This window comes from Streptomyces sp. NPDC058240 (assembly GCF_042882135.1).
GTDB lineage: Bacteria > Actinomycetota > Actinomycetes > Streptomycetales > Streptomycetaceae > Streptomyces.
In genome coordinates, this window is the sequence record NZ_JBHVWT010000004.1 from 213,111 (window position 1) to 232,383 (window position 19,273).

Sequence of the window (19,273 nt, forward strand, 5' to 3'; positions counted from 1 at the left end):
GACAGGGCTCCCTCAAGGAGCGCCGTGCCCGAGTCTCCCCCGCAGCCAGCGCAGCGCCGCCGCACCCTGGGCACGCTGGAAGGCCCGGAGCGTCGGCAGGCCGGGCGGGGCCGGCTTCAGCGAAGCCGATACGAAGTAGCCGGTCAGCGCGGCGAGTACGGCCGTCACTCCCGCCGGGTCGGCGTCCCGGCCCAGCGGGTGGGCGGTGAAGGCGGTCTCCGGATCGGGGCCGCCCTGCGCCGCCACGCACGGCAGCATCACCAGCAGGTCGAACCAGGGCGCGGCCCTCAGCGCGTGGGACCAGTCGACGAAGACCACCCGGTCGTCCGTGAGCAGGATGTTGTCGGCCCGCAGGTCGCTGTGGGCGAGGCTGTCCCCGGTGGCCGGTCCCTCCCAGCCCGACTCCAGCTCCGCGAGCCGGCCGAGGTGGCGCGCCGCCCACGGGGCGAGCCGACCCGGGTCCCCCTCGGCGAGCAGGGTCCGCCAGCCGGTGAACATCTTGGCCTCGCGGACGGCCGCGGGGGGCGCGTCGAACGGCGCCGGGGTCAGGGCGGTGCCCAGCTCACCGACCGCCGCCAGGACCCGGTGCAGCTCGGCGGGTTCCCAGGGGATGCGGGGCTGGCGGCCGTCGATGTCCTGGAGCACGAGGGCGACCCGGGTGCCGTCGTCGTACGAACCGAGCAGCCGGGGCGCGGGGGTGTCGGGCGGGAGTGCCGCGGTGTGCCGGGCCTCGGCGCGGTGCAGGTCCGGGCTCCCGGGGTTCGTCTCGGCGCTCACCGCCTTGACGAACGCGCGCCGCCCGTCCGCGAGCCGGACGCGGGCGGCGACGCCCGGCGAGAACCCACCACTCTGGCTCCGCGCCTCGACGACGCGGGCGCCGAGGATGTCCTCGACGGCGCTCCGGACGGACGCGGGGAGGTCGGCCCAGTGGTGCCGGACGCCGGTGGCGGGTGGAGCGATCACATCCATCCGCGCATCCTTCGCCACGGAGCCGGGTGCCCGCCAGCGGTTTTGCCGGGGCACGCGGGCCCCGGCATGGTCCGGACGAGAGGCCTGGGATTACGGGACAGCCCCCAGAGGCTGTCGGGTGACCTCGGACCGGGCGGCCACGCCCTGGCACGCACGCTTCCCGCGTTGCCGAAATGCCCCTAGTAGCTCCGCTACGAGGACATCCCGGCGCCTTGGAACCGCACGCACCAGACCGCGTCCGCTTTCCGATCCGAGGTCACCCGACAGCCTCTCAGCCGTCCCGCGCCGTCAGTGACAGGAGGTCGCGGGCCGGCCCGGTCGGGCGGTGGCCGGAGGGCCAGACCGCGCGCAGCTGGCGTCGCAGGCGTACTCCGGCGACCGGGACCTTGACCAGGCGCCGCGAGGACAGCTCCTCGCCGAGCGCCAGTTCGCTCAGGACGCACGGTCCGGCGCCGCTCTCCGCCGCTCCCTTCACCGCGGTCGTGGAGGAGAGTTCGAGCAGCGGCTGGGCGAGGCCGCCGTGCACGGCGAGGGCCGCGTCCAGGACCTGGCGGGTGCCGGAGCCGTGTTCGCGCAGGATCAGCGGGGTGGCGGCCAGTTCCTGTGGGGTGAGGGGCGTGAGGCGGCGGGCCCAGGCGTGGGACGGGGCGACCACGACGACGAGGCGGTCGTGGGCGATGACCGTGCCGTCGAGCCCTTCCGGTACGGACAGGCCCTCCACGAAACCGAGGTCGGCGTCGCCGACCAGCAGCCGGCCCGCGACCGCCGCCGAGTTCCCGGCGAGCAGCGAGACCGCCGTGTCCGGCCGTTCGGCGCGCAGCGCTATCAGCCAGCCGGGCAGCAGGTATTCGGCGATGGTCATGGAGGCGGCGACCCGCAGCCTGGAGTCCCGTCGGTCGCGCAGCGCCTGCGCGCCCGCGTCGAACGCCTCGGCCGCCTCGACGATCCTGCGTGCCCAGTCGGTGACCAGCGCGCCCGCGTCGGTGAGCCGGGAGCCGCGCGGTGAGCGGTCCAGCAGGGCTACGCCGAGCTGCCGTTCCATGGAGCGGATGCGGCTGCTGGCGGCGGGCTGGGTGACGCCGACATCCCGGGCGGCGCGCCCCAGGCTGCCGTGCCGGGCGACGGCGAGCAGGAGTTCCAGCGCTCCGAGGTCGGGAACCCGGTGGGAGAGAGGGACATGCGCTTCACCGGCCATAAAGCCACCTTATGACCTCATAGATGCGGACTCCCTGGTGGGGTCCGTCCCTCGCCGAGAAAATCGTGGCATGGCCATCTTTCCGCAGACGCGGCAGTCCCCAGCCCCGATTCCGGCCGCCGTGCGGCTGCCTTCCCTGCGGTACCTGGGCCCCAACTGGTACGCGGCCGTCATGGGCACCTCGATCGTCGCGAGCGCGGGTGTCGCGCTGCCCGTGCACGTCCCCGGACTGCGGGCCGCCTGCACGGTGGTGTGGGTGCTGGCGGCGGTCGCGCTGGCCGCGGTGCTCGTGGCCCGTACCGGGCACTGGATCGCCCATCGCGACCAGGCCCGCAGCCATCTGCTCGACCCGGCCGTGGCCCCGTTCTACGGCTGTCTTTCGATGGCCCTGCTGGCCGTCGGCGGCTCGTCGATGGTGGTCGGCCGGGATGTCATAGGACACGGGGCCGCACTCGCTCTGGACGTGGTGCTGTACACGGCGGGAACGCTGATCGGGCTGGCCGCCGCGGTCGCGATCCCGTATCTGATGGTCGTACGCCACCGGATCGAACCCGGCACCGCGTCGCCGGTGTGGCTGCTGCCGCTGGTGGCCCCGATGGTCTCCGCGGCCCTCGGTCCGCTGCTGGTGCCGGAGCTGCCGGCCGGTCAGTGGCGGGAGGCGCTGCTGCTGGCCTGCTACGCGATGTTCGGTCTGAGTCTGCTGGCCACGCTGGTCATGCTGCCGTTGATCTTCGCCCGGCTCGTCCACCAGGGGCCGCTGCCGCTCGCGCTGACGCCCACGCTCTTCCTGGTACTCGGTCCGCTGGGGCAGTCGACGACCGCGGTCAACCAGCTCGCCGACGTGGCGCCGGACGCCATCCGGGCGCCGTACGCCTCGGGGTTCGGGGTGTTCGCCGTGCTGTACGGGGTGCCGGTGATGGGTTTCGCGCTGCTGTGGCTGGCGCTGGCCGTGGCACTGGTGGTGCGGGCCGCACGGAACGGCATGACCTTCGGCATGACGTGGTGGGGCTTCACCTTCCCGGTCGGTACGTGTGTCACGGGTGCCGCGGGCCTGGCCCGGCACACCGGTCTCACGGCGTACACCTGGCTGGCCGTCGCGCTGTACGTGCTGCTGGTGGCGGCATGGGCCGTGGCCGGGGTGCGGACGCTGCGCGGGCTGTTCAGCGGAGCGCTGCTCGCAGCACCGCAGGCGCCCGCACCAGTGACGGCCCGTACCACGTGAGGAACCGCCCGTCGACGAGCGCGGCGGGCAGGGCGGGGAAGGCCTCGGGGCCGTCGTCCGCGGTGAAGCGGTACGGCTCGTCGGGCAGCACCACCAGGTCGGCGCCCGCCGCGTTGAGTGCGTCGAGCGGGATACGGGGGTAGCGCTCGGTGTGGTCCGCGTAGACGTTCTCGACGCCGAGCCTGGCCAGCAGGTCCCCGGCGAAGGTGTCGCGGCCCAGCACCATCCAGGGCCTGCGCCAGACGGGCACCACCGCACGGCGCGGGGCGCGGGGCGGCGGGAGCGCGGCCCAGGCGGCCTCGGCCTCGTCCAGCCAGCGCGGCCTGGGCCGGCCGCAGGCGGCCAGGACGCGTTCGAGCTCCTCGAAGGCCTGGTCGAGGGTGCGGATCCCGGTGACCAGCACCTCGGTCCCGGCGGCCCGGAGTGCCGCGAGGTCGGCCTCGCGGTTCTCCTCCTCGTTGGCGACGACGAGATCGGGCCGGAGCGCGAGCACCGCGGCCACGTCGGGATTCTTGGTCCCGCCGATCCGGGCGGCGGCCAGGCCGGCCGGGTGGGTGCACCAGTCGGTGACCCCGACCAGCAGTCCGGGCGCGGTGACCGCGACCGCCTCGGTGAGCGAGGGGACCAGGGAGACGACTCGCACGACGGGCCCCTCTCAGCGGCGCGGGTCGTAGGTGGCGTCGATGTGCTCGGCGACCGCGACGACCAGCAGTCGCGTACCGGGCACCGTGGCCCGCCAGCGGTGCCGCACCCCGCCGGACAGGAAGAGGGTGTCGCCCTGCTCCAGCCGGTACGCCTGTCCCTCGGCCTCCACCTCGGCGGCGCCCTGCGCCACGTACATCACCTCGTCGTTGCGGTGCTGGAACTCGCGCCCGAGGTCCAGTTCCCCGGTGAACTCCAGGGCGCTGAGCTGATGGCGTCCGCGCACCACCCTGCGTACCCCGTCGCCCTCGCCCGCGCGCACCACGGCGACGGCGCGCGCCGAGTCCGCGGCGGCGCGCAGCCGGGCCGTGGTGGTCTCCAGGGCTTCGGCGACCCGGTCCAGGGACCGGGCGCTGGGCCGGGCCCGCTCGTTCTCGATCTGGCTGAGGAACGGCACGGACAGACCACTGCGGTCGGCGACCGCGGCCAGTGTGAGCCCCAGGGTTCTGCGCCTTCGGCGGACCGCGGCGCCCACGCGGAGTGCTTCCTTCTCGTCCATGTCCGGCTCCCTCCCGACTCGTCATCCTTCCGGCTGCCAGCACATTACGCATACGGTTGCGCAAGGTCGGCCGGATGGTGAACGTCCGGGAACCCGGAAAGGGCGGGCCCGCCGTCGGCGGTGCCCACCCTTCCAGGTGCCTCAGGGCCTGCGGGAGGCCCTACTGCGGAGCCATCTTGTCCACGATGCCCGGATTTGTCTCCATCCAGGCCTTCACGGCCTCTTCCTCGTGCCCCGCGCCGCGCTTCTGGATCTGGTTCTCCAGTCCGGCGAGCTGGCCCTCGCTCAGCTTGAAGTTCTTGAACCACTTCGTCAGCTGCGGGTAGTTCTTCGGGAAGTCCTTGGCCGCGATGGTGTGCAGCCGGTCGCCGTCGCCGAAGGCCTTCTCGGGGTCCTTCAGCTTGGTCATGCCGTACTCGCTGTACGCCCAGTGCGGGGTCCAGAGCAGCACCGCGATGGGCTCCTTCTTGGCGTACGCGCGCTTCAGCTCGGCGAGCATGCCGGGCGTCGAGGAGTCGACGACCTTGTACTCCTTGTCCAGGCCGTAGGTCGGCAGGACGTTCTTCTTGAGGTTCTCCATCGTGGCGGTGCCGGGCTCGATGCCGACGATCCGGCCCTTGAACTGCGAGGCCTTGCCCTTGAGGTCGGCGAGGGACTTGACGTCCTTCACGTAGGAGGGCACCGCGACCTCGATCGATGTCTGGCCGTACCACGATCCGAGGTCGCTCAGCTGCGAGCCGTACTTCTCCCAGTAGTTCTTCTGGGTGTACGGCAGCCAGCCGTCGAACTGCACGTCGATCTGGCCGCGCGACATCGCGGTGTACATCGGACCGACCTCGAACTGCTTGAGGTTGATCTTGTAGCCGCGCTCCTCCAGGACGGCCTTCCACAGATATGTGGCGGCGATGTCCTCCTCCCAGGGGAACCAGGCCATCTCGACGGCGCGGTCGCGCTCGTCCTTGCCGTTCACACCCTTGGCCGCGTCGGCCCCGGCGACCGGGGTCCACTTGTCGGCGACGCCCGGATTGGCCTTCAGCCAGGTGCGGACCGCCTCCTGCTCCTTGCCGGAGCCGGACTTCTGGATCTGCGCCTCAAGGCTGGTGAGCTGGTTCTCGCTCATCTTGAAGTTCTTGAGCCAGCTGCCGACCTCGGGGTTGTCGGCGGAGAAGCCCTTGCGGGCCAGGGTGTGGATGCCGTCGCCCTTGCCCCAGAGGTTCTTGGGGTCCTTGAGCTTGGTGAGCTCGAACTGGTTGTACGCCCAGTGCGGCGACCAGAGCGGAACGACGATCGGTTCCTTCTTGGCGTACGAGCGCTTCAGCTCGGCCAGCATCGACGGCGTGGAGCCGTCGACGACCTTGTACTCCTTGTCCAGGCCGTAGCCCGGCAGGATCTTGTCCTTGAGCAGGCCCATCTCGCCGGCGCTCGGCTCGATGCCGACGATCCGGCCCTTGAACTGAGAGCCCTTGCCCTTGAGGTCGTCCAGCGACCGGACGTCCTTCATGTACGAGGGGACGGCCAGCTCCAGCGAGGTGGGGCCGTACCAGGAGCCCATGTCCTCCAGGCGGTCCTTGTACGTCTTCCAGTAGCTGGCGTGGGTGACCGGGAGCCAGGAGTCGGTCTCGAAGTCGATCTGGCCGTTGGCCATACCGGTGTAGAGCGCGCCGGCCTCGTACTGCTTGACGTCGACCTCGAAGCCACGCCGCTCCAGCATCTCCTTCCAGAGATAGGTGGAGGCGATGCCCTCGTCCCACGGGATGTAACCCATGCTGATCTTCTTGCCCGCGCCGATGTCCGAACCGTCGGCGGTGCTCCGCGTCTTGTCCGACCCGGAGGAGCCGAAGATGCCCAGGGCACCCGCGACGAGCGCGAGGACGACGACGCCGGAGATCGCGACGACGGGCTGCGGGCGGTGGTTCCAGATCTTGAATCCGCCGGCCATCGCCTGCGCCCTGGCGAGCGCGCGGCGGGCGAGCGGGGAGACCTCGCGGCCGAGCGCGCCGGTCATCCGGTCCAGGTACATCGCCACGATGACGATGGAGATGCCCGCCTCGAAGCCGAGACCGACGTCCACGTTGCCGATGGCGCGGTAGACGGCGCCGCCGAGGCCGCCGCCGCCGACCATGCCGGCGATGACCACCATGGACAGGCCCAGCATGATGACCTGGTTGATGCCCGCCATGATCGTGGGCAGCGCGAGCGGCAGCTGGACCCGCAGCAGGGTGTTGCGCTTGGTGGTGCCGAACGCCTCGGCCGCCTCGACGAGCTCGCCGTCGACCTGGCGGATGCCGAGCTCGGTCATCCGGACGCCCGGGGGCAGCGAGAAGATGATGGTGGCGATGATGCCGGGCACCACGCCGACGCCGAAGAAGATGACGCCGGGGATCAGATAGACCATGGCGGGCATGGTCTGCATGAAGTCCAGGACCGGCCGGGTCACCGCGCTGACGGTCTTGGAGCGGGACGCCCAGATGCCCAGCGGTACGGCCAGCACCAGCGCGATGATGGTGGCGACGAGCACCAGGGTGAGGGTGTCCATCGCCTCGTCCCACAGCTCGACGGAGTCGATGACGGCGAAGCCGACGAAGGCGAGCACACCGGCGAGCAGACCGCGCAGCCACCAGGCGATGACCGCGACGATGCCCGCGAAGAGCAGCGGGGCGGGGGCGGAGAGTACGGCGGCTATGCCGTCGAACATATTGCTGACGATCGAGCTGATCGCGTCGAACAGCCAGGCCAGATGGGTCTGCAGCCAGTCGACGGCGGAGTCGACCCAGTCGCCGAGAGGGAGCCTAAACACTGGCCACCTTCTTCGTGCCGGCCGCGCCGGGCTCGACGTCCTGCGGGAGCTCGGTGGGGGTCATCGGCTCACCGAGCACGGCGAGCAGCCGTGCGCGGGGTACGACACCGACGAGCTTGCCCCCGGCGTCGGTCACGGCGACCGCGACTCCGCTCTGCGAGCAGGGCGTGAAGAGTTCGATGATCGGCGTGGACTCGGTGACGGTGGCCGGGGCGGCCGCGAGCACATCGGCCGCGGTGCGCAGTTCCTTGCCGTCGTCCGTGCTGGTGCCCATGACGGTGTGCGGTTCGGCCATGATGGCGCCCGCGGTCAGCACCCGGGTCCGGTCGACGTCCTGGGTGAAGGAGGCGACGTAGTCGTTGGCCGGGGTGACGAGGATGTCCTCGGCGGTGCCGAGCTGGACGATCTTCCCGTCGCGCATCACGGCGATGCGGTCGCCGAGGCGCATGGCCTCGTTGAGGTCGTGAGTGATGAAGACGATGGTCTTCTTCAGCCGCTTCTGCAGTTCGAGCAGCTGGTCCTGCATGTCGCGGCGGATCAGCGGGTCGAGTGCGCTGAAGGACTCGTCCATCAGCAGCAGGTCGGCGTCGGTGGCCAGGGCGCGGGCCAGGCCGACACGCTGCTGCATGCCGCCGGACAGCTCGTCGGGCCAGGACTTCTCCCAGCCGGCGAGGCCGGTCAGCTCCAGCGCCTCGGCGGCGCGCTTCTCGCGCTCGGCGCGCGGCACACCCTGGACTTCCAGGCCGTATCCGGCGTTCTCCAGCACACTGCGGTGGGGGAAGAGCGCGAAGTGCTGGAACACCATGCTGATCTTGGAGGACCGGACATGGCGCAGTTCGGCGGGGCTCAGGGCGGTCAGGTCCTGGCCGTCGAAGAGCACGCGTCCGGCTGTGGGCTCCAGAAGGCCGTTGAGCATGCGCAGCAACGTCGACTTTCCGGACCCGGACAGACCCATCACGACGAAGATCTGTCCCGGTTCGACGGTGAACGAGGCGTCGATCACCGCTGCGGTCGTTCCGTCGGCGCGCAGCTCGTCGCGGTCGGCACCGCTTTCGAGCTTCTGCACGGCTTGATCGGGTCGTCTGCCGAACACTTTGTACAAGCGTTCAGCTTGCAGCCTTGACACATACACCTCGCGGGTTGAACCGAAAAACGGTCTGCCACCCCCTCCGGCAGACCGTGGAGCGGCGCGGATTCGGTCCGCATGGCACGTGCACTGGTTGAAACCGGTACGTGATCCGCTCCGGCTGCGCGCCTGCCCCCGCTTACACAACCCAAACACAAGAGTGATCCAGGTCACATGTGAACGGATGATTGCCGCCACCCGTCCCCCGGCCCTCTGCATCCCTGACGGACGGTGTCAGCGACGGCCGGTGTCAGCGGTGTGCGGCATCATCGGGGTGTGACGCGACGCCTGATGCTCCTCGACACCGCCTCCCTCTACTACCGCGCCTACTTCGGGGTCCCCGATTCGGTGCGCGCGCCGGACGGGACACCGGTCAACGCCGTGCGCGGCCTGCTCGACTTCATCGGGCGCCTGGTACAGGACCACCGGCCGGACGACCTGGTCGCCTGCATGGACGCGGACTGGCGGCCCCACTGGCGGGTCGAGCTGATCCCCTCGTACAAAGCGCACCGGGTCGCGGTGGAGACCGCCGAGGGACTGCCCGACGAGGAGGAGACCCCGGACACCCTGGCCCCTCAGGTGCCGGTCATCGAGGACGTGCTCGACGCGCTCGGTATCGCCCGGGTCGGCGTCGCGGGCTACGAGGCGGACGATGTGATCGGCACGCTCAGCGGCCTGGCCACCGGCCCCGTGGACATCGTCACCGGCGACCGGGACCTCTACCAACTGGTCGACGACGCCCGCGGGGTGCGGGTGCTCTACCCGCTGAAGGGCGTCGGCTCGCTCCAGCTGACGGACGAGGCGTGGCTGCGGGAGAAGTACGGGGTGGACGGCTCCGGATACGTCGATCTGGCCCTGCTGCGCGGCGACCCGAGCGACGGACTGCCGGGCGTCCCCGGCATCGGCGAGAAGACCGCGGCGAAGCTGCTGGACGCCTTCGGCGACCTGGCCGGGATCATGGCCGCCGTCGACGACCCGAAGGCCAAGCTGACACCGTCGCAGCGCAAACGGCTCGACGAGGCGCGGGACTACGTGGCCGTCGCGCCGAAGGTGGTCCGGGTCGCCGGTGACGTACCCCTGCCGGAATTCGACCCCACGCTGCCCGCCGGGCCGCGCGATCCCGCCGCCCTCGAAGCTCTCGCGAAGCGGTGGGGACTGGGCGGTGCGCTCCAGCGCCTGCTCTCCACTCTGCGCGACTGAGATGCTAGCTTAGGTAAGCCTAAGCACATCGGAGCAGGGAGAACCTCGTGGCAGAACGACCGGCACGGCAGGCACCCAAGGCGCAGGGGGCCCAGGTGGTGCGCACCGAGCAGATAACCCCGCACATGGTCCGCGTGGTGCTCGGCGGCGAGGGCCTCGCCGGCTTCGGGCTCTCCGGGTTCACCGACCACTACGTCAAGCTCTGCTTCGCCCCCGAGGGCGCCGACTACGCGCACCCCTTCGACATGGCCCGCATCCGCGAGGAGCAGCCGCGGGAGCTGTGGCCCACGACCCGTACGTACACGGTGCGTTCCTGGGACCCGGTCGCCCGCGAGCTGGCGATCGACTTCGTGGTCCACGGCGACGAGGGCCTCGCCGGGCCCTGGGCGATGCGGGCGGCGCCGGGCGAGCAGGTGACCTTCCTGGGCCCGGGGGGCGGTTACGGCCCGGACACCTCGGCGGACTGGCACCTCCTGGTAGGCGACGAGAGCGCGTTGCCGGCCATCGCGGCGGCCCTGGAGCAGATGCCGGCGGGCGCGCTGGTGCACGCGTTCGTCGAGGTGGCGGACGCGGCGGAGCAGCAGAAGATCGTGACGCCCGACGGCGTCGAGGTGACCTGGCTGCACCGCGGGGAGCGCCCGGTCGGCGAGGCGCTGACCGCCGCCGTGAAGGAGCTGGAGTTCCCCGCGGGCGAGGTCCAGGCGTTCGTCCACGGCGAGGCGGGCTTCGTGAAGGAGATCCGCCGCCATCTGCGCCTGGACCGCGGGATCCCGCTCCCCCGGCTGTCCATCTCCGGCTACTGGCGGCTCGGCCAGAACGACGACGCCTGGCGCTCGGTCAAACGCGAGTGGAACGCACAGGTGGAGCGCGAGCAGGAGAGCGCCGCTTAACACCGGATCGCACCCGTACGCCCCGGCCGCCGGCCGGGGCGTACCCGCGTCCGGGGCACCGGGTCACCCACCGGCGCCCCGCACCTGCGCCCCGTCGCCATCCGGACCGCCCGCGTCGTCGCCGCCCGCGCCGCCCCCGTCGCCCCCCTCGTACGCACGCGCGGACGCGTCCACGTGCGCGAGCCGTCGCAGCGCGCCGAACATCGCCTCCCCCAGCACCGTGCCCACCACCACGCTCTCCACCAGGTCCTCGCGCGCCACCCGCCGTCCCACGTAGTCGAGGTCGGCCCGCGCGACCGGTTCGGCGGCGGCCGCGTAGTCGTCGAGCAGCTCGACGAACCCCCCGTGCCCGGCCCGACGCAGCGCGACGATCACCTCGGCCAGGGACTCGCCCGCCGGGCCGTGCGCCTCGGCCCGCCAGCCGCGCCGCTCCAGCAGCTCCGCCACCTCTTCACGGGCGTCCTCCAGCTCGGGCCCCGGCCCGTCCCCGTGCACCGGGGCGAGGCGCTTCGCCGCGGCGCCCAGCACCTTGTGCACCGGCTGCGCCGGATCCTCGACCACCCGCAGCACATCGCCGATGGCGGCCAGCGAGAGCCCGCCGACATCCAGCAGGGCGCGGATCAGCCGCAGCCTGCGCTCATGGCCCGAGTCGTAACTCGCCTGGTTCGGGCTGGTCAACTGCCCTGCGGGCAGCAGCCCTTCACGTACGTAGAACTTGATCGTCGGTACCGGAACCCCGGACCTGTTACTCAACTCGCCGATGCGCACCGCGGTTCTTCCTTCCGCCCTTGCCAATCCCCCGACCCATCATAGATAGTTCCGCTATCGGATAGCGGAAAGTACTGCTATCTATAATCCCTGAGGGGTTCTCATGTCTTCCTGGCGTTCCTGGCATCGGCCATTAGTCCTCTTCACCGCGGCGATGGCCGTCATGACGGTCGTCTCGGCCATCGGCCTCATAGTCGACGACCGGGTCCTGGTGGGCGCGGCGATATGGTTCAAACCGTTCAAATTCGCGGCCTCGTTCGCCGTGTACGCACTCGCCCTCGCCTGGATGCTGACGCTGGTCACCCGTGGCCGACGGATCGGCTGGTGGGCCGGGACCGTGGTCGCGCTGTCCAGCCTGGTCGAGATGGCGATCATCACCGGGCAGGTGGTCCGCGGGAAACGGAGCCACTTCAACCACGCCACCCCGTTCGACGAGACGCTGTTCAGCGCGATGGCCGTCACCGTCGTCATCCTGTGGACCAGCACGCTGATCATCGCGATCCTGCTGCTGCGCGCCCGTATCGCCGACCGCGCCTCCGCCTGGGCGATCCGCTCCGGCGTGCTGCTCGCCCTGGTGGGCGCCGGATTCGGTTTCCTGATGACCCGGCCCACCCCCGAGCAGCGGGCGGCCGGGAACCTGGACACCGCCGATGTGATCGGCGCGCACTCCGTCGGCGTACCGGACGGCGGCCCGTCGATGCCGCTGACCGGCTGGTCCACGACCGGCGGCGATCTGCGCATCCCGCACTTCATCGGGATGCACGCGCTCCAGCTGCTGCCGCTCTTCCTGCTCGCACTGGTCTCCCTGGCCCCACGCTTCCCGCGGCTGCGCGACCCGCGGGTCCGGCTGCGGCTGGTGCTGGTGGTCTCGGCGGCATACGCGGCGGTCGTCGCGCTGGTCACCTGGCAGGCGCTGCGCGGCCAGCCGCTGATCCACCCGGACGGGGCGACGCTCGGTGCCGCCGCGCTGATCACGGTCGCGAGCGCCACCGCCGCCTTCGGGGCGCTGAGGCCGGCTCCCGTACGACGGCGGACCGGCCCGGATTCCGACTCCTGCCCCGACGCAGACCCTGGCACCTCTTCCGCTTCCGCTTCCGCCCGGAAGGAGCTCGCATCATGACCGGTGCACTCTTCGAGATCTCGTTCTTCCTGGCAGCCCCGTTCTGGCTGCTGATGATCCTGGCGCCCGGCTGGCGCCCCACGGCGCGCATCGCCGCCTCGCCGCTCACCGTTCTGCCGGTGCTGGCGCTCTACCTGATCATGGCCGTGCCCGTCTTCCCCGAGCTCTGGGACGCGGTGCGCAGCCCCGACATCGACACCTTCCGCGATCTGATGGCGCTGGCGAACGGGGCGGGGGCGATCTGGGCGCAGGTGATCGCCTGGGATCTGCTGCTGGGCCAGTGGATGTTCCTGGAAGGGCGTCGGCTGGGCATCTCCCCGCTGGTGATGGGGCCGTTGCTGGTGCTGACGATCCTGCTCTCGCCGTTCGGGCTGCTGGTCTTCCTCGCGCTGAGGGCGGTACTGAAGTCGAGGACCCGGCCCGGGGATTCGGTCCCGGACCGGGTCGGCGGTACGACGCTGTCGTAGGTGCGCCCGTCAGACGGACTTCTGGTACGAGCGGAACGTACGGGTCGACAGCCCGACCGCCACCACCGCGAGGACCAGAAGGGCTCCCCCGCGGCTGAGCACCACACCCCGGTCCGGGTCGGCACTCAGCGCCGAACGGCCCGCCACCATCGCCCAGTTGACCGGGTTGTAGTCGGCGATGTGCCGCATCCAGGACAGCATCCGGCTCGGGGCCATGAAGGAGGAGGAGAGGAAGGTCAGCGGCAGCAGCAGAAAGGTGTTGATGCCGATGATCGACTCCCGCCGGCGGACCAGCATGCCCAGGGCGTTGGAGAGCGCGCCGAAGACCGTACCGAGCAGCACCGAGGCGACGACCAGGATCAGCAGTCCGCCCGCGCCGCCCGGGTAGGTGGCCCCGGCGGCCCGGCCGAGCAGCACGATGATGACGGACTGCGCGGCCATGCTGATGCCGTTCTGCACGACATTGGCGTTCATCAGCGCGTTGCGGCTGACCGGTGTCGTCAGGAAACGGTTGAGCGTGCCCCGCTCGATCTCCTCCAGGGTGCCCATCCCGGCCCACATGCTCGATCCGAGCGCGCTCATCACCACGATGCCCGGGATCAGGTAGTCGAGATACGACGTGGTGCCGAAGCCGCCGAGCTCGACGACCTTCTTGAAGAGGTTGCCGAACAGGAACAGCCAGATCACCGGCTGGATCAGGGAGATCACCAGAAAGACCGGCTGCCGGATGATCGCCATGAGCTGACGCTGGGTCATGTACCAGGTCTGGGCGGGTGTTCGGCTGCTCATCGGGTGCCTCCGGCGGGGGTCAGGGCAGGGGTGTTCCCGGCGTCCGCGGCTTCGGCCTCGGCGAAGCGGCGTCCGGCGTAGCGAAGATAGACGTCGTCGAGGGAGGGGCGGGCCACGGTCGCGGCGGCGACCGCCGCGCCGGCCCGCTCCAGGGCGGTGAGCAGGACGGGGACGGCCGCGGCGCCGTCCTCGGCACGTACGCTCACCCGGCGGCCGTCGACCAGTACCTCGTGCACACCGGGCAGTCCGGTCAGCGCGGCGGTGGTCACCCCGGTGTCTCCCTCGGTGCGCAGCTCCATGTGGACGGCGTCGCCCCGGAGTTCACCCTTGAGTTCGTCGGGGGTGCCCTCGACGACGATCCGGCCGCGGTCGACGATCGCGATCCGCTCGGCGAGCCGGTCGGCCTCCTCCAGGTAGTGCGTGGTCAGGACGATGGTCAGCCCCTCGTCGCCGGCCAGCCGGGCGATCTCGTCCCACATCGCCGTACGGGCCTCGGGGTCGAGTCCGGTGGTGGGTTCGTCGAGAAAGAGCACCTCGGGACGGTGGACCAGGCCGAGCGCCACGTCGAGGCGCCGCTGCATTCCCCGGAGTACCCCTTGACCTGGCGGTTCCCCGCGTCGGCGAGGTCGAAGCGGTCCAGCAGCTCATCGGCGCGACGCCGGACGGCCGCGCCCCGCATCCCGTACAGCCTGCCCTGGAGCAGGAGGTTCTCCCGGCCGGTGGCGACCGGGTCGGCGCCGGACTTCTGGGCGACGACGCCGATGGCGCGGCGGACCCGGTCGGGGTGGCGCAGCACGTCGTGTCCGGCGACGGTCGCGGTGCCGGAGTCGGGGCGGGCCAGGGTGGTCAGGATCTTGACGGTGGTGGACTTGCCGGCGCCATTGGGGCCGAGCAGTCCGAAGACCGTACCGGCCTCGATGGTGAGGTCCATGCCGCCCAGCGCGGTGAGTCGCCGGGATAGGTCTTGATCAGATTTCGCGCCGCTACTGCGGGCGCACGGGTGCTCATGACAGAGCTCTCCTGTGGTCGGCGGGGTGCTCGGGTACACCGAGCACTCGGGCATGCCGAGCCGATCCGCGTGAAGAGCGCCGGACTATCCTTGGTGTGCCGCACCTCGATCGCCCGGCTCGCCTCCACGGCGTGACCGGTTCGGGGTTCGAGACCCCGGCGGTCGCTGCTCCAACAGCTCCCGCCGGGGTCTTTCCCTGTCTGGTTCCTGCGTCTAGGGCGCGTTTGAGAAGTAGCGTCGTCCGCCCGGAGGGCGGGTCTCGCGGGGTCTGGCGCGTGCGATCGCAAGGCGCCGGGGTGCCCTCGCAGCGGAGCTACCAGGGCATTTCGGCAACGCGGAGAGCGTGCGTGTCAGACCCCGCGAGACAGACGGGACTCCTCAAACACGCCCTAGACGTTCCGCCCCGGGTCCAGGACGATCTCCTGCTCGTCCAGGTCCTGCCAGTCCTGCGGGACTTCACCGGTCTCGTGGAAGGACTTCCACTCCTCGATCCCGCTGATCGTCCCGTCGGTGAGTTCGGTGCGGAAGTTCTTGATCCACTCCAACTGTGCGTCGATCATGTGCAGTTGGTATTCGGTCTCGATGACGAAGACGCGGGGCAGTTTCTCCCCCAGCTGGCCGAGGACACCCCGCAGGGCCGCCGCCTGGATCGCCAGCGCCGCCCCCCGGGTCTCCATCAGCTCCGCCACGCCCTGCGGCGGCAGCACCGGCAGCAGCGACAGCGCCGTCTCGAAGACCGGGTATTCGGCGGCGGGGACGGCGAGCAGATCGGAGAGCCAGTCCAGCATCTCCGCACGCCCGGCCTCGGTGATGCCGTAGAGCGTGCGCTCGGGGCGGTTGCCCTGTCGCTGGACGCCGGCCACCTCCACGTACCCGTGCTTCTCCAGGTTCTGGACGACGGTGTAGAGCGAGCCGAAATTGATCTTGACGCTGTGTTCCTTGCCGCGTCGCCGAAGCGTCTGGGCGATCTCGTACGGGTGCATGGAGCGCTCGGCGAGCAGCACCATGACCGTCAGCGCCAGCGGATTGCCGAGCTTGCGCCGCTTGGTCACCGTCTCCACCGCCCCTACTTCGCCGTCGAATACTCGCGAGCGAACATATCGCGTTCACCCAGACGCATCAACCACGCTGTATCGCGAATTCCCGACCGAGTGGAAGGATCTCACCCACTGACCGTTTTGTACCGCTATCGCCTCCGGGGCGCCGCCGGAGAGCCGAGGCGCCGCCAGGGAGGCAGCCCGCGTGAAAGAAGCCGATGCGCAACGCCACGGAACCTCACGGGCCGAGGGGGCGCGCGGAGCCCGCACCGCCCTCGCCGCGCTCGGCGGACTGATCGCCGGGTTCTGCGCCCTGGCCGTCGCCCAGCTGGTCTCGGCTCTCGTGCGGCCCGAGGCGGGGCCGGTCACGGCCGTGGGCGGGGCGGTCATCGACCGCTCTCCCCCGGCCCTGAAGGAGTTCGCCGTACGGCATTTCGGTACCGGCGACAAGCTGGTGCTGCAGCTGGGCATCGTGGTGCTGCTGGCGGTCTTCGCCATGGCGGTCGGAGTGCTGGCGCTGCACCACCGCCGGACCGGATCGGCGGCCGTCCTGGTCTTCGGCGCGGTCGGGGCAGTGGCCGCGGTGGGGCGGCCGGAGGGCAGCGCGCCCGACGCGCTGCCGTCGGTGGTGGGTGCCGCGGTGGGCGCCGGGGTGCTCTTCCTCCTGGCCGGCCGGCTCACGACGGCTCCCCGTCCGCCGCGCGCGACGGACGGGGCGTACGGCGCCTACGACCGCCGCGGCTTCGTCATCACGGCGACCGTGGCGACGGCGGTCTCGGCCGGCGCGGGACTCCTGGGGCGGCGGCTCACCTCCTCCGTCCAGGCCGGGGCCACCGCCTCACGTCATGACCTGGTCCTGCCCGTACCCGATTCCGCCGCCCCGGCGGTCCCGGCCGGCGCCGATCTGCGGATCCGGGGGCTGAGCCCCTTCATCACACCGGCCAAGGACTTCTACCGGGTGGACACGGCCCTGGTCGTGCCCCGTCTCGACGCGGCCGGGTGGCGGCTGAGAATCCACGGCGCGGGTGTCGCCCGGCCCGTCACGGTCGGCCTACACGACCTGCTGCGCCGGGAGACCATCGAGCGGGACATCACGCTGGCCTGCGTCTCCAACGAGGTCGGCGGCCCGTACGTGGGCAATGCCAGGTGGATCGGGGTACGGCTGGCCGATCTGCTGCACGAGGCCGGGGTGCGGCCGCCGTCGGCAGGCGGGCCCGCCGACCAGCTCGTGGCGCGATCCGTCGACGGCATGACGATCGGCACACCGGTCGAGACGGTCATGGACGGGCGCGACGCGATGCTGGCCTTCGGCATGAACGGCGAGCCGCTGCCCTTCGCGCACGGCTTCCCGGTCCGGATGGTCGTCCCCGGTCTGTACGGATACGTGTCGGCCTGCAAATGGATCGAGGACATCGAGCTGACGACGTTCGACGCGTACGACGCCTACTGGGTCAGGCGGAGCTGGGCCCAGCAGGCACCGGTCAAGACCGAGTCCCGGATCGACACCCCCCGCGCCCTCGCGTCCCCGAAGCCCGGCACCGTGCCGGTGGCCGGGGTCGCCTGGGCGCAGCACCGCGGCATCTCCCGGGTGGAGGTCCGGGTGGACGGCGGTCCGTGGCACCCGGCCCGGCTGGCGGCCCAGGACAGCAGGGACACCTGGCGCCAGTGGGTCTGGAAGTGGCCGGCCACGCCGGGCCGCCACACCCTCGAAGTCCGGGCGACGGACGGCACCGGCGCCACCCAGACCGGGCAACGGACCGGCACCGTGCCCGACGGCGCGACCGGCTGGCACTCGGTGGTGGTCGACGTCTCCTGAGCCGGGGCACACCCCCACGGCGTACGGGAGGCGAGCGTCGTCCGTACGCTGACCGGATGAATCCTCCGGAGCAGGTGGAACGGCAGGACCGGGTGGCGGGCGCCGTCGTCGGTTCGGCGGCGGGTGACGCGCTGGGCGCGCCGTTCGAGTTCGGCCCCGCCGGGGTGTACACGGCCCGCTTCCCGGACGGCGTCGGCACGATGTGCGGGGGCGGCGGCTGGGATCCGGGTGAGGCCACGGACGACACGCAGATGGCCGTCCTGGTCGCGGAATCCCTGCTGGAGCGGGGCGGCCTCGACCTTCCCGACATGTTCGGCCGGTTCTGCCGGTGGGCGGCCGGCGATCCGAAGGACATCGGGCTGCAGACCGAGAACGTCCTGACGAGCGGGGAGGCGTGGGACCTCGCGGCGGCGCTGCACTTCCAGGTCGACGGGCGTGCGGCGGGCAACGGTTCGCTGATGCGGGCGGCCACGTCCGCCGTGTACTTCGCCGCGGAGGGCCGGGCGGCGACCATGGACGCCGCCCGCCGGATCGCCGCGCTGACCCATGGCGACCGGGCCGCCTGGGAAGGCACCGCCGTGCTCCACGAGCTGATCCGGGTGGCACTGGACGGCCACGATCCGCTCTCCGCCGTCCCGGGCGCGCTGGACGGCGTGCACGAGGACCACCGGGAGCGCTGGGCCACCGTCCTCGCGCCGGACTGGCACCCGGAGGCGGCGACGGAGTTCAACGGTGCGGTCTGGCCGTGCCTGGGCACCGCGCTGTGGGCGCTGCGCACCACGGATACGTACGAGAACGCCCTGGCGGCGGCGATCGACGTGGGCGGGGACACCGACACGGTCGCCGCCGTGACCGGCGGTCTGGCGGGCGCGGTGTACGGCTTCGGCGCGATCCCGGCGCGCTGGACGGAGCCGTTGCACGTGCCGCTGCCGGGGTACGGGGACCGGGTGCTGCGGACGCCCGGTCTGGTGTCCCTGGCGTGGCGGCTGGACGGTGCCTCCCCGTGTGCGGTTCCCGCGGAGCCTCATGTGGTCCCTGCGGAGTCTCACGCAGTGCCTGCGGAGCCTCGTGCGCTTCCCTCGGATTTTCGCGAGTCCTGAATCTACACATAAGGGCGGCATAAGCGCAGAATGGCATAGCAGGCTACTTATCGCACAGAAGTGGCGGGTTGGCCTGCAGGAGCGAAGGAGACGAACCCCATGTCAAACCTCTCGCACACCGGCCGTGACATGGCCAGTCACCCCGATGTTTCCGAAATGCGTGATCGCTATGCCCGCATGCTCGGTGGCCGCGATGTGGCCCTGGTGGACGCACCGGTGTTCCTCGTCGGTCTCTACTGCGCCATCTCGCCGTGGGTGCTGCACTTCACGGCAAGTCAGCCCACCCTCGCGACGCACAACCTGATCATGGGTATCGCGATCGCCGCGCTGGGCCTCGGGTTCACCGTCATGCCGGAGCGCATGTACGGCCTGAGCTGGGCCATCTGCGCCATGGGAGCCTGGACGATCATCTCGACGTGGATCGTCGGCAGCAGCCCCGGCCTCGGCATCGTCCTCAACAACGTCATCATCGGCGGTCTGACCGTGCTGCTGGGACTGGCCTGCGCCGCCGTGTCCATGAAGAGCGGCAAGCGCGCGGCCTGAGGAAGGGATCGCCCGAAAGGGATC

At 71.2% G+C, this 19,273-nt stretch carries 17 protein-coding genes and 1 pseudogene; 8 read left to right on the forward strand and 10 right to left on the reverse strand.

Annotated features, from left to right (window positions below):
- Nucleotides 1-12: 12 nt before the first annotated feature.
- Entirely contained in the window at nucleotides 13-969 is a 957-nt protein-coding gene (locus tag ACFVX4_RS11075; protein WP_389974452.1) for an aminoglycoside phosphotransferase family protein, read from the reverse strand.
- A gap of 271 nt (nucleotides 970-1,240) precedes the next feature.
- Nucleotides 1,241-2,164: a LysR family transcriptional regulator gene (locus ACFVX4_RS11080; RefSeq protein WP_266421705.1), complete on the reverse strand. Its 924-nt coding sequence runs from the start codon at nucleotides 2,162-2,164 to the stop codon at nucleotides 1,241-1,243.
- 70 nt (nucleotides 2,165-2,234) lie between these two features.
- On the opposite strand from ACFVX4_RS11080, the gene ACFVX4_RS11085 reads away from it, so the two are divergent.
- Nucleotides 2,235-3,386, forward strand: coding sequence for a TDT family transporter (locus tag ACFVX4_RS11085; RefSeq protein ID WP_389974455.1), 1,152 nt, complete (start codon nucleotides 2,235-2,237; stop codon nucleotides 3,384-3,386).
- Here ACFVX4_RS11085 and ACFVX4_RS11090 read toward each other — a convergent pair.
- The 4 genes from ACFVX4_RS11090 to ACFVX4_RS11105 all read right to left on the reverse strand — a co-directional run bounded on the left by ACFVX4_RS11090 (nucleotide 3,325) and on the right by ACFVX4_RS11105 (nucleotide 8,450).
- Complete coding sequence (locus ACFVX4_RS11090; protein ID WP_389974458.1) at nucleotides 3,325-4,029, reverse strand: helical backbone metal receptor; 705 nt, start codon at nucleotides 4,027-4,029, stop codon at nucleotides 3,325-3,327. The genes ACFVX4_RS11085 and ACFVX4_RS11090 overlap by 62 nt on opposite strands.
- Before the next feature lie 12 nt (nucleotides 4,030-4,041).
- A complete protein-coding gene (locus ACFVX4_RS11095; protein WP_266421699.1) occupies nucleotides 4,042-4,587 on the reverse strand; it encodes a helix-turn-helix domain-containing protein in 546 nt (181 codons plus the stop codon).
- Between the two features lie 160 nt (nucleotides 4,588-4,747).
- Nucleotides 4,748-7,384: an ABC transporter permease/substrate binding protein gene (locus tag ACFVX4_RS11100; protein ID WP_389974461.1), complete on the reverse strand. Its 2,637-nt coding sequence runs from the start codon at nucleotides 7,382-7,384 to the stop codon at nucleotides 4,748-4,750.
- A complete protein-coding gene (locus tag ACFVX4_RS11105; protein WP_389974464.1) occupies nucleotides 7,377-8,450 on the reverse strand; it encodes a glycine betaine/L-proline ABC transporter ATP-binding protein in 1,074 nt (357 codons plus the stop codon). Before ACFVX4_RS11105 ends, ACFVX4_RS11100 begins: the two co-directional genes overlap by 8 nt.
- A 351-nt stretch (nucleotides 8,451-8,801) precedes the next feature.
- On the opposite strand from ACFVX4_RS11105, the gene ACFVX4_RS11110 reads away from it, so the two are divergent.
- Nucleotides 8,802-9,710 carry a 5'-3' exonuclease H3TH domain-containing protein gene (locus ACFVX4_RS11110; protein ID WP_389974850.1) on the forward strand — a complete coding sequence of 303 codons (909 nt, stop codon included), beginning with the start codon at nucleotides 8,802-8,804 and terminating at the stop codon, nucleotides 9,708-9,710.
- Between the two features lie 47 nt (nucleotides 9,711-9,757).
- Nucleotides 9,758-10,600: a siderophore-interacting protein gene (locus ACFVX4_RS11115; RefSeq protein WP_389974467.1), complete on the forward strand. Its 843-nt coding sequence runs from the start codon at nucleotides 9,758-9,760 to the stop codon at nucleotides 10,598-10,600.
- 63 nt (nucleotides 10,601-10,663) lie between these two features.
- Here the strand turns inward: ACFVX4_RS11115 and ACFVX4_RS11120 are convergent, their stop codons facing one another.
- Nucleotides 10,664-11,368: a MerR family transcriptional regulator gene (locus ACFVX4_RS11120; RefSeq protein WP_389974469.1), complete on the reverse strand. Its 705-nt coding sequence runs from the start codon at nucleotides 11,366-11,368 to the stop codon at nucleotides 10,664-10,666.
- 103 nt (nucleotides 11,369-11,471) lie between these two features.
- Between ACFVX4_RS11120 and ACFVX4_RS11125 the strand changes: the two genes are divergently transcribed.
- Entirely contained in the window at nucleotides 11,472-12,488 is a 1,017-nt protein-coding gene (locus ACFVX4_RS11125) for a hypothetical protein (protein WP_389974471.1), read from the forward strand.
- Nucleotides 12,485-12,955, forward strand: a complete 471-nt coding sequence (locus ACFVX4_RS11130; RefSeq protein ID WP_389974473.1) for an ABA4-like family protein — start codon at nucleotides 12,485-12,487, stop codon at nucleotides 12,953-12,955. Before ACFVX4_RS11125 ends, ACFVX4_RS11130 begins: the two co-directional genes overlap by 4 nt.
- A gap of 9 nt (nucleotides 12,956-12,964) precedes the next feature.
- Here ACFVX4_RS11130 and ACFVX4_RS11135 read toward each other — a convergent pair whose 3' ends face one another.
- From ACFVX4_RS11135 to ACFVX4_RS11145, 3 genes and pseudogenes are all read right to left on the reverse strand, one after another.
- Complete coding sequence (locus ACFVX4_RS11135; RefSeq protein ID WP_389974475.1) at nucleotides 12,965-13,744, reverse strand: ABC transporter permease; 780 nt, start codon at nucleotides 13,742-13,744, stop codon at nucleotides 12,965-12,967.
- Nucleotides 13,741-14,752, reverse strand: a pseudogene (locus ACFVX4_RS11140) (ATP-binding cassette domain-containing protein). The gene ACFVX4_RS11135 and the pseudogene ACFVX4_RS11140 overlap by 4 nt, the downstream one beginning before the upstream one ends.
- A 390-nt stretch (nucleotides 14,753-15,142) precedes the next feature.
- Complete coding sequence (locus ACFVX4_RS11145; protein ID WP_389974853.1) at nucleotides 15,143-15,805, reverse strand: PadR family transcriptional regulator; 663 nt, start codon at nucleotides 15,803-15,805, stop codon at nucleotides 15,143-15,145.
- A 190-nt stretch (nucleotides 15,806-15,995) separates the two neighbouring features.
- Here ACFVX4_RS11145 and ACFVX4_RS11150 point away from each other — a divergent pair, with 190 nt between their 5' ends.
- From ACFVX4_RS11150 to ACFVX4_RS11160, 3 genes are all read left to right on the forward strand, one after another.
- Nucleotides 15,996-17,606 (forward strand): molybdopterin-dependent oxidoreductase, encoded by a 1,611-nt coding sequence (locus ACFVX4_RS11150; RefSeq protein ID WP_389974478.1) that lies wholly within the window; start codon nucleotides 15,996-15,998, stop codon nucleotides 17,604-17,606.
- A gap of 56 nt (nucleotides 17,607-17,662) precedes the next feature.
- Complete coding sequence (locus tag ACFVX4_RS11155; RefSeq protein ID WP_389974481.1) at nucleotides 17,663-18,706, forward strand: ADP-ribosylglycohydrolase family protein; 1,044 nt, start codon at nucleotides 17,663-17,665, stop codon at nucleotides 18,704-18,706.
- Between the two features lie 99 nt (nucleotides 18,707-18,805).
- Entirely contained in the window at nucleotides 18,806-19,249 is a 444-nt protein-coding gene (locus ACFVX4_RS11160; RefSeq protein ID WP_389974484.1) for an SPW repeat protein, read from the forward strand.
- Nucleotides 19,250-19,273: the final 24 nt, after the last annotated feature.

Excerpts from the sequence above, each read along its gene's own strand:
- ACFVX4_RS11125 (WP_389974471.1), top strand. The coding sequence starts at position 11,472 with ATGTCTTCCTGGCGTTCCTGGCATCGGCCATTAGTCCTCTTCACCGCG.
- ACFVX4_RS11160 (WP_389974484.1), top strand. The coding sequence starts at position 18,806 with ATGTCAAACCTCTCGCACACCGGCCGTGACATGGCCAGTCACCCCGAT.
- ACFVX4_RS11080 (WP_266421705.1), bottom strand. The coding sequence starts at position 2,164 with ATGGCCGGTGAAGCGCATGTCCCTCTCTCCCACCGGGTTCCCGACCTC.
- ACFVX4_RS11075 (WP_389974452.1), bottom strand. The coding sequence starts at position 969 with ATGGATGTGATCGCTCCACCCGCCACCGGCGTCCGGCACCACTGGGCC.
- ACFVX4_RS11135 (WP_389974475.1), bottom strand. The coding sequence starts at position 13,744 with ATGAGCAGCCGAACACCCGCCCAGACCTGGTACATGACCCAGCGTCAG.
- ACFVX4_RS11110 (WP_389974850.1), top strand. The coding sequence starts at position 8,802 with ATGCTCCTCGACACCGCCTCCCTCTACTACCGCGCCTACTTCGGGGTC.
- ACFVX4_RS11155 (WP_389974481.1), top strand. The coding sequence starts at position 17,663 with ATGAATCCTCCGGAGCAGGTGGAACGGCAGGACCGGGTGGCGGGCGCC.
- ACFVX4_RS11095 (WP_266421699.1), bottom strand. The coding sequence starts at position 4,587 with ATGGACGAGAAGGAAGCACTCCGCGTGGGCGCCGCGGTCCGCCGAAGG.
- ACFVX4_RS11130 (WP_389974473.1), top strand. The coding sequence starts at position 12,485 with ATGACCGGTGCACTCTTCGAGATCTCGTTCTTCCTGGCAGCCCCGTTC.
- ACFVX4_RS11085 (WP_389974455.1), top strand. The coding sequence starts at position 2,235 with ATGGCCATCTTTCCGCAGACGCGGCAGTCCCCAGCCCCGATTCCGGCC.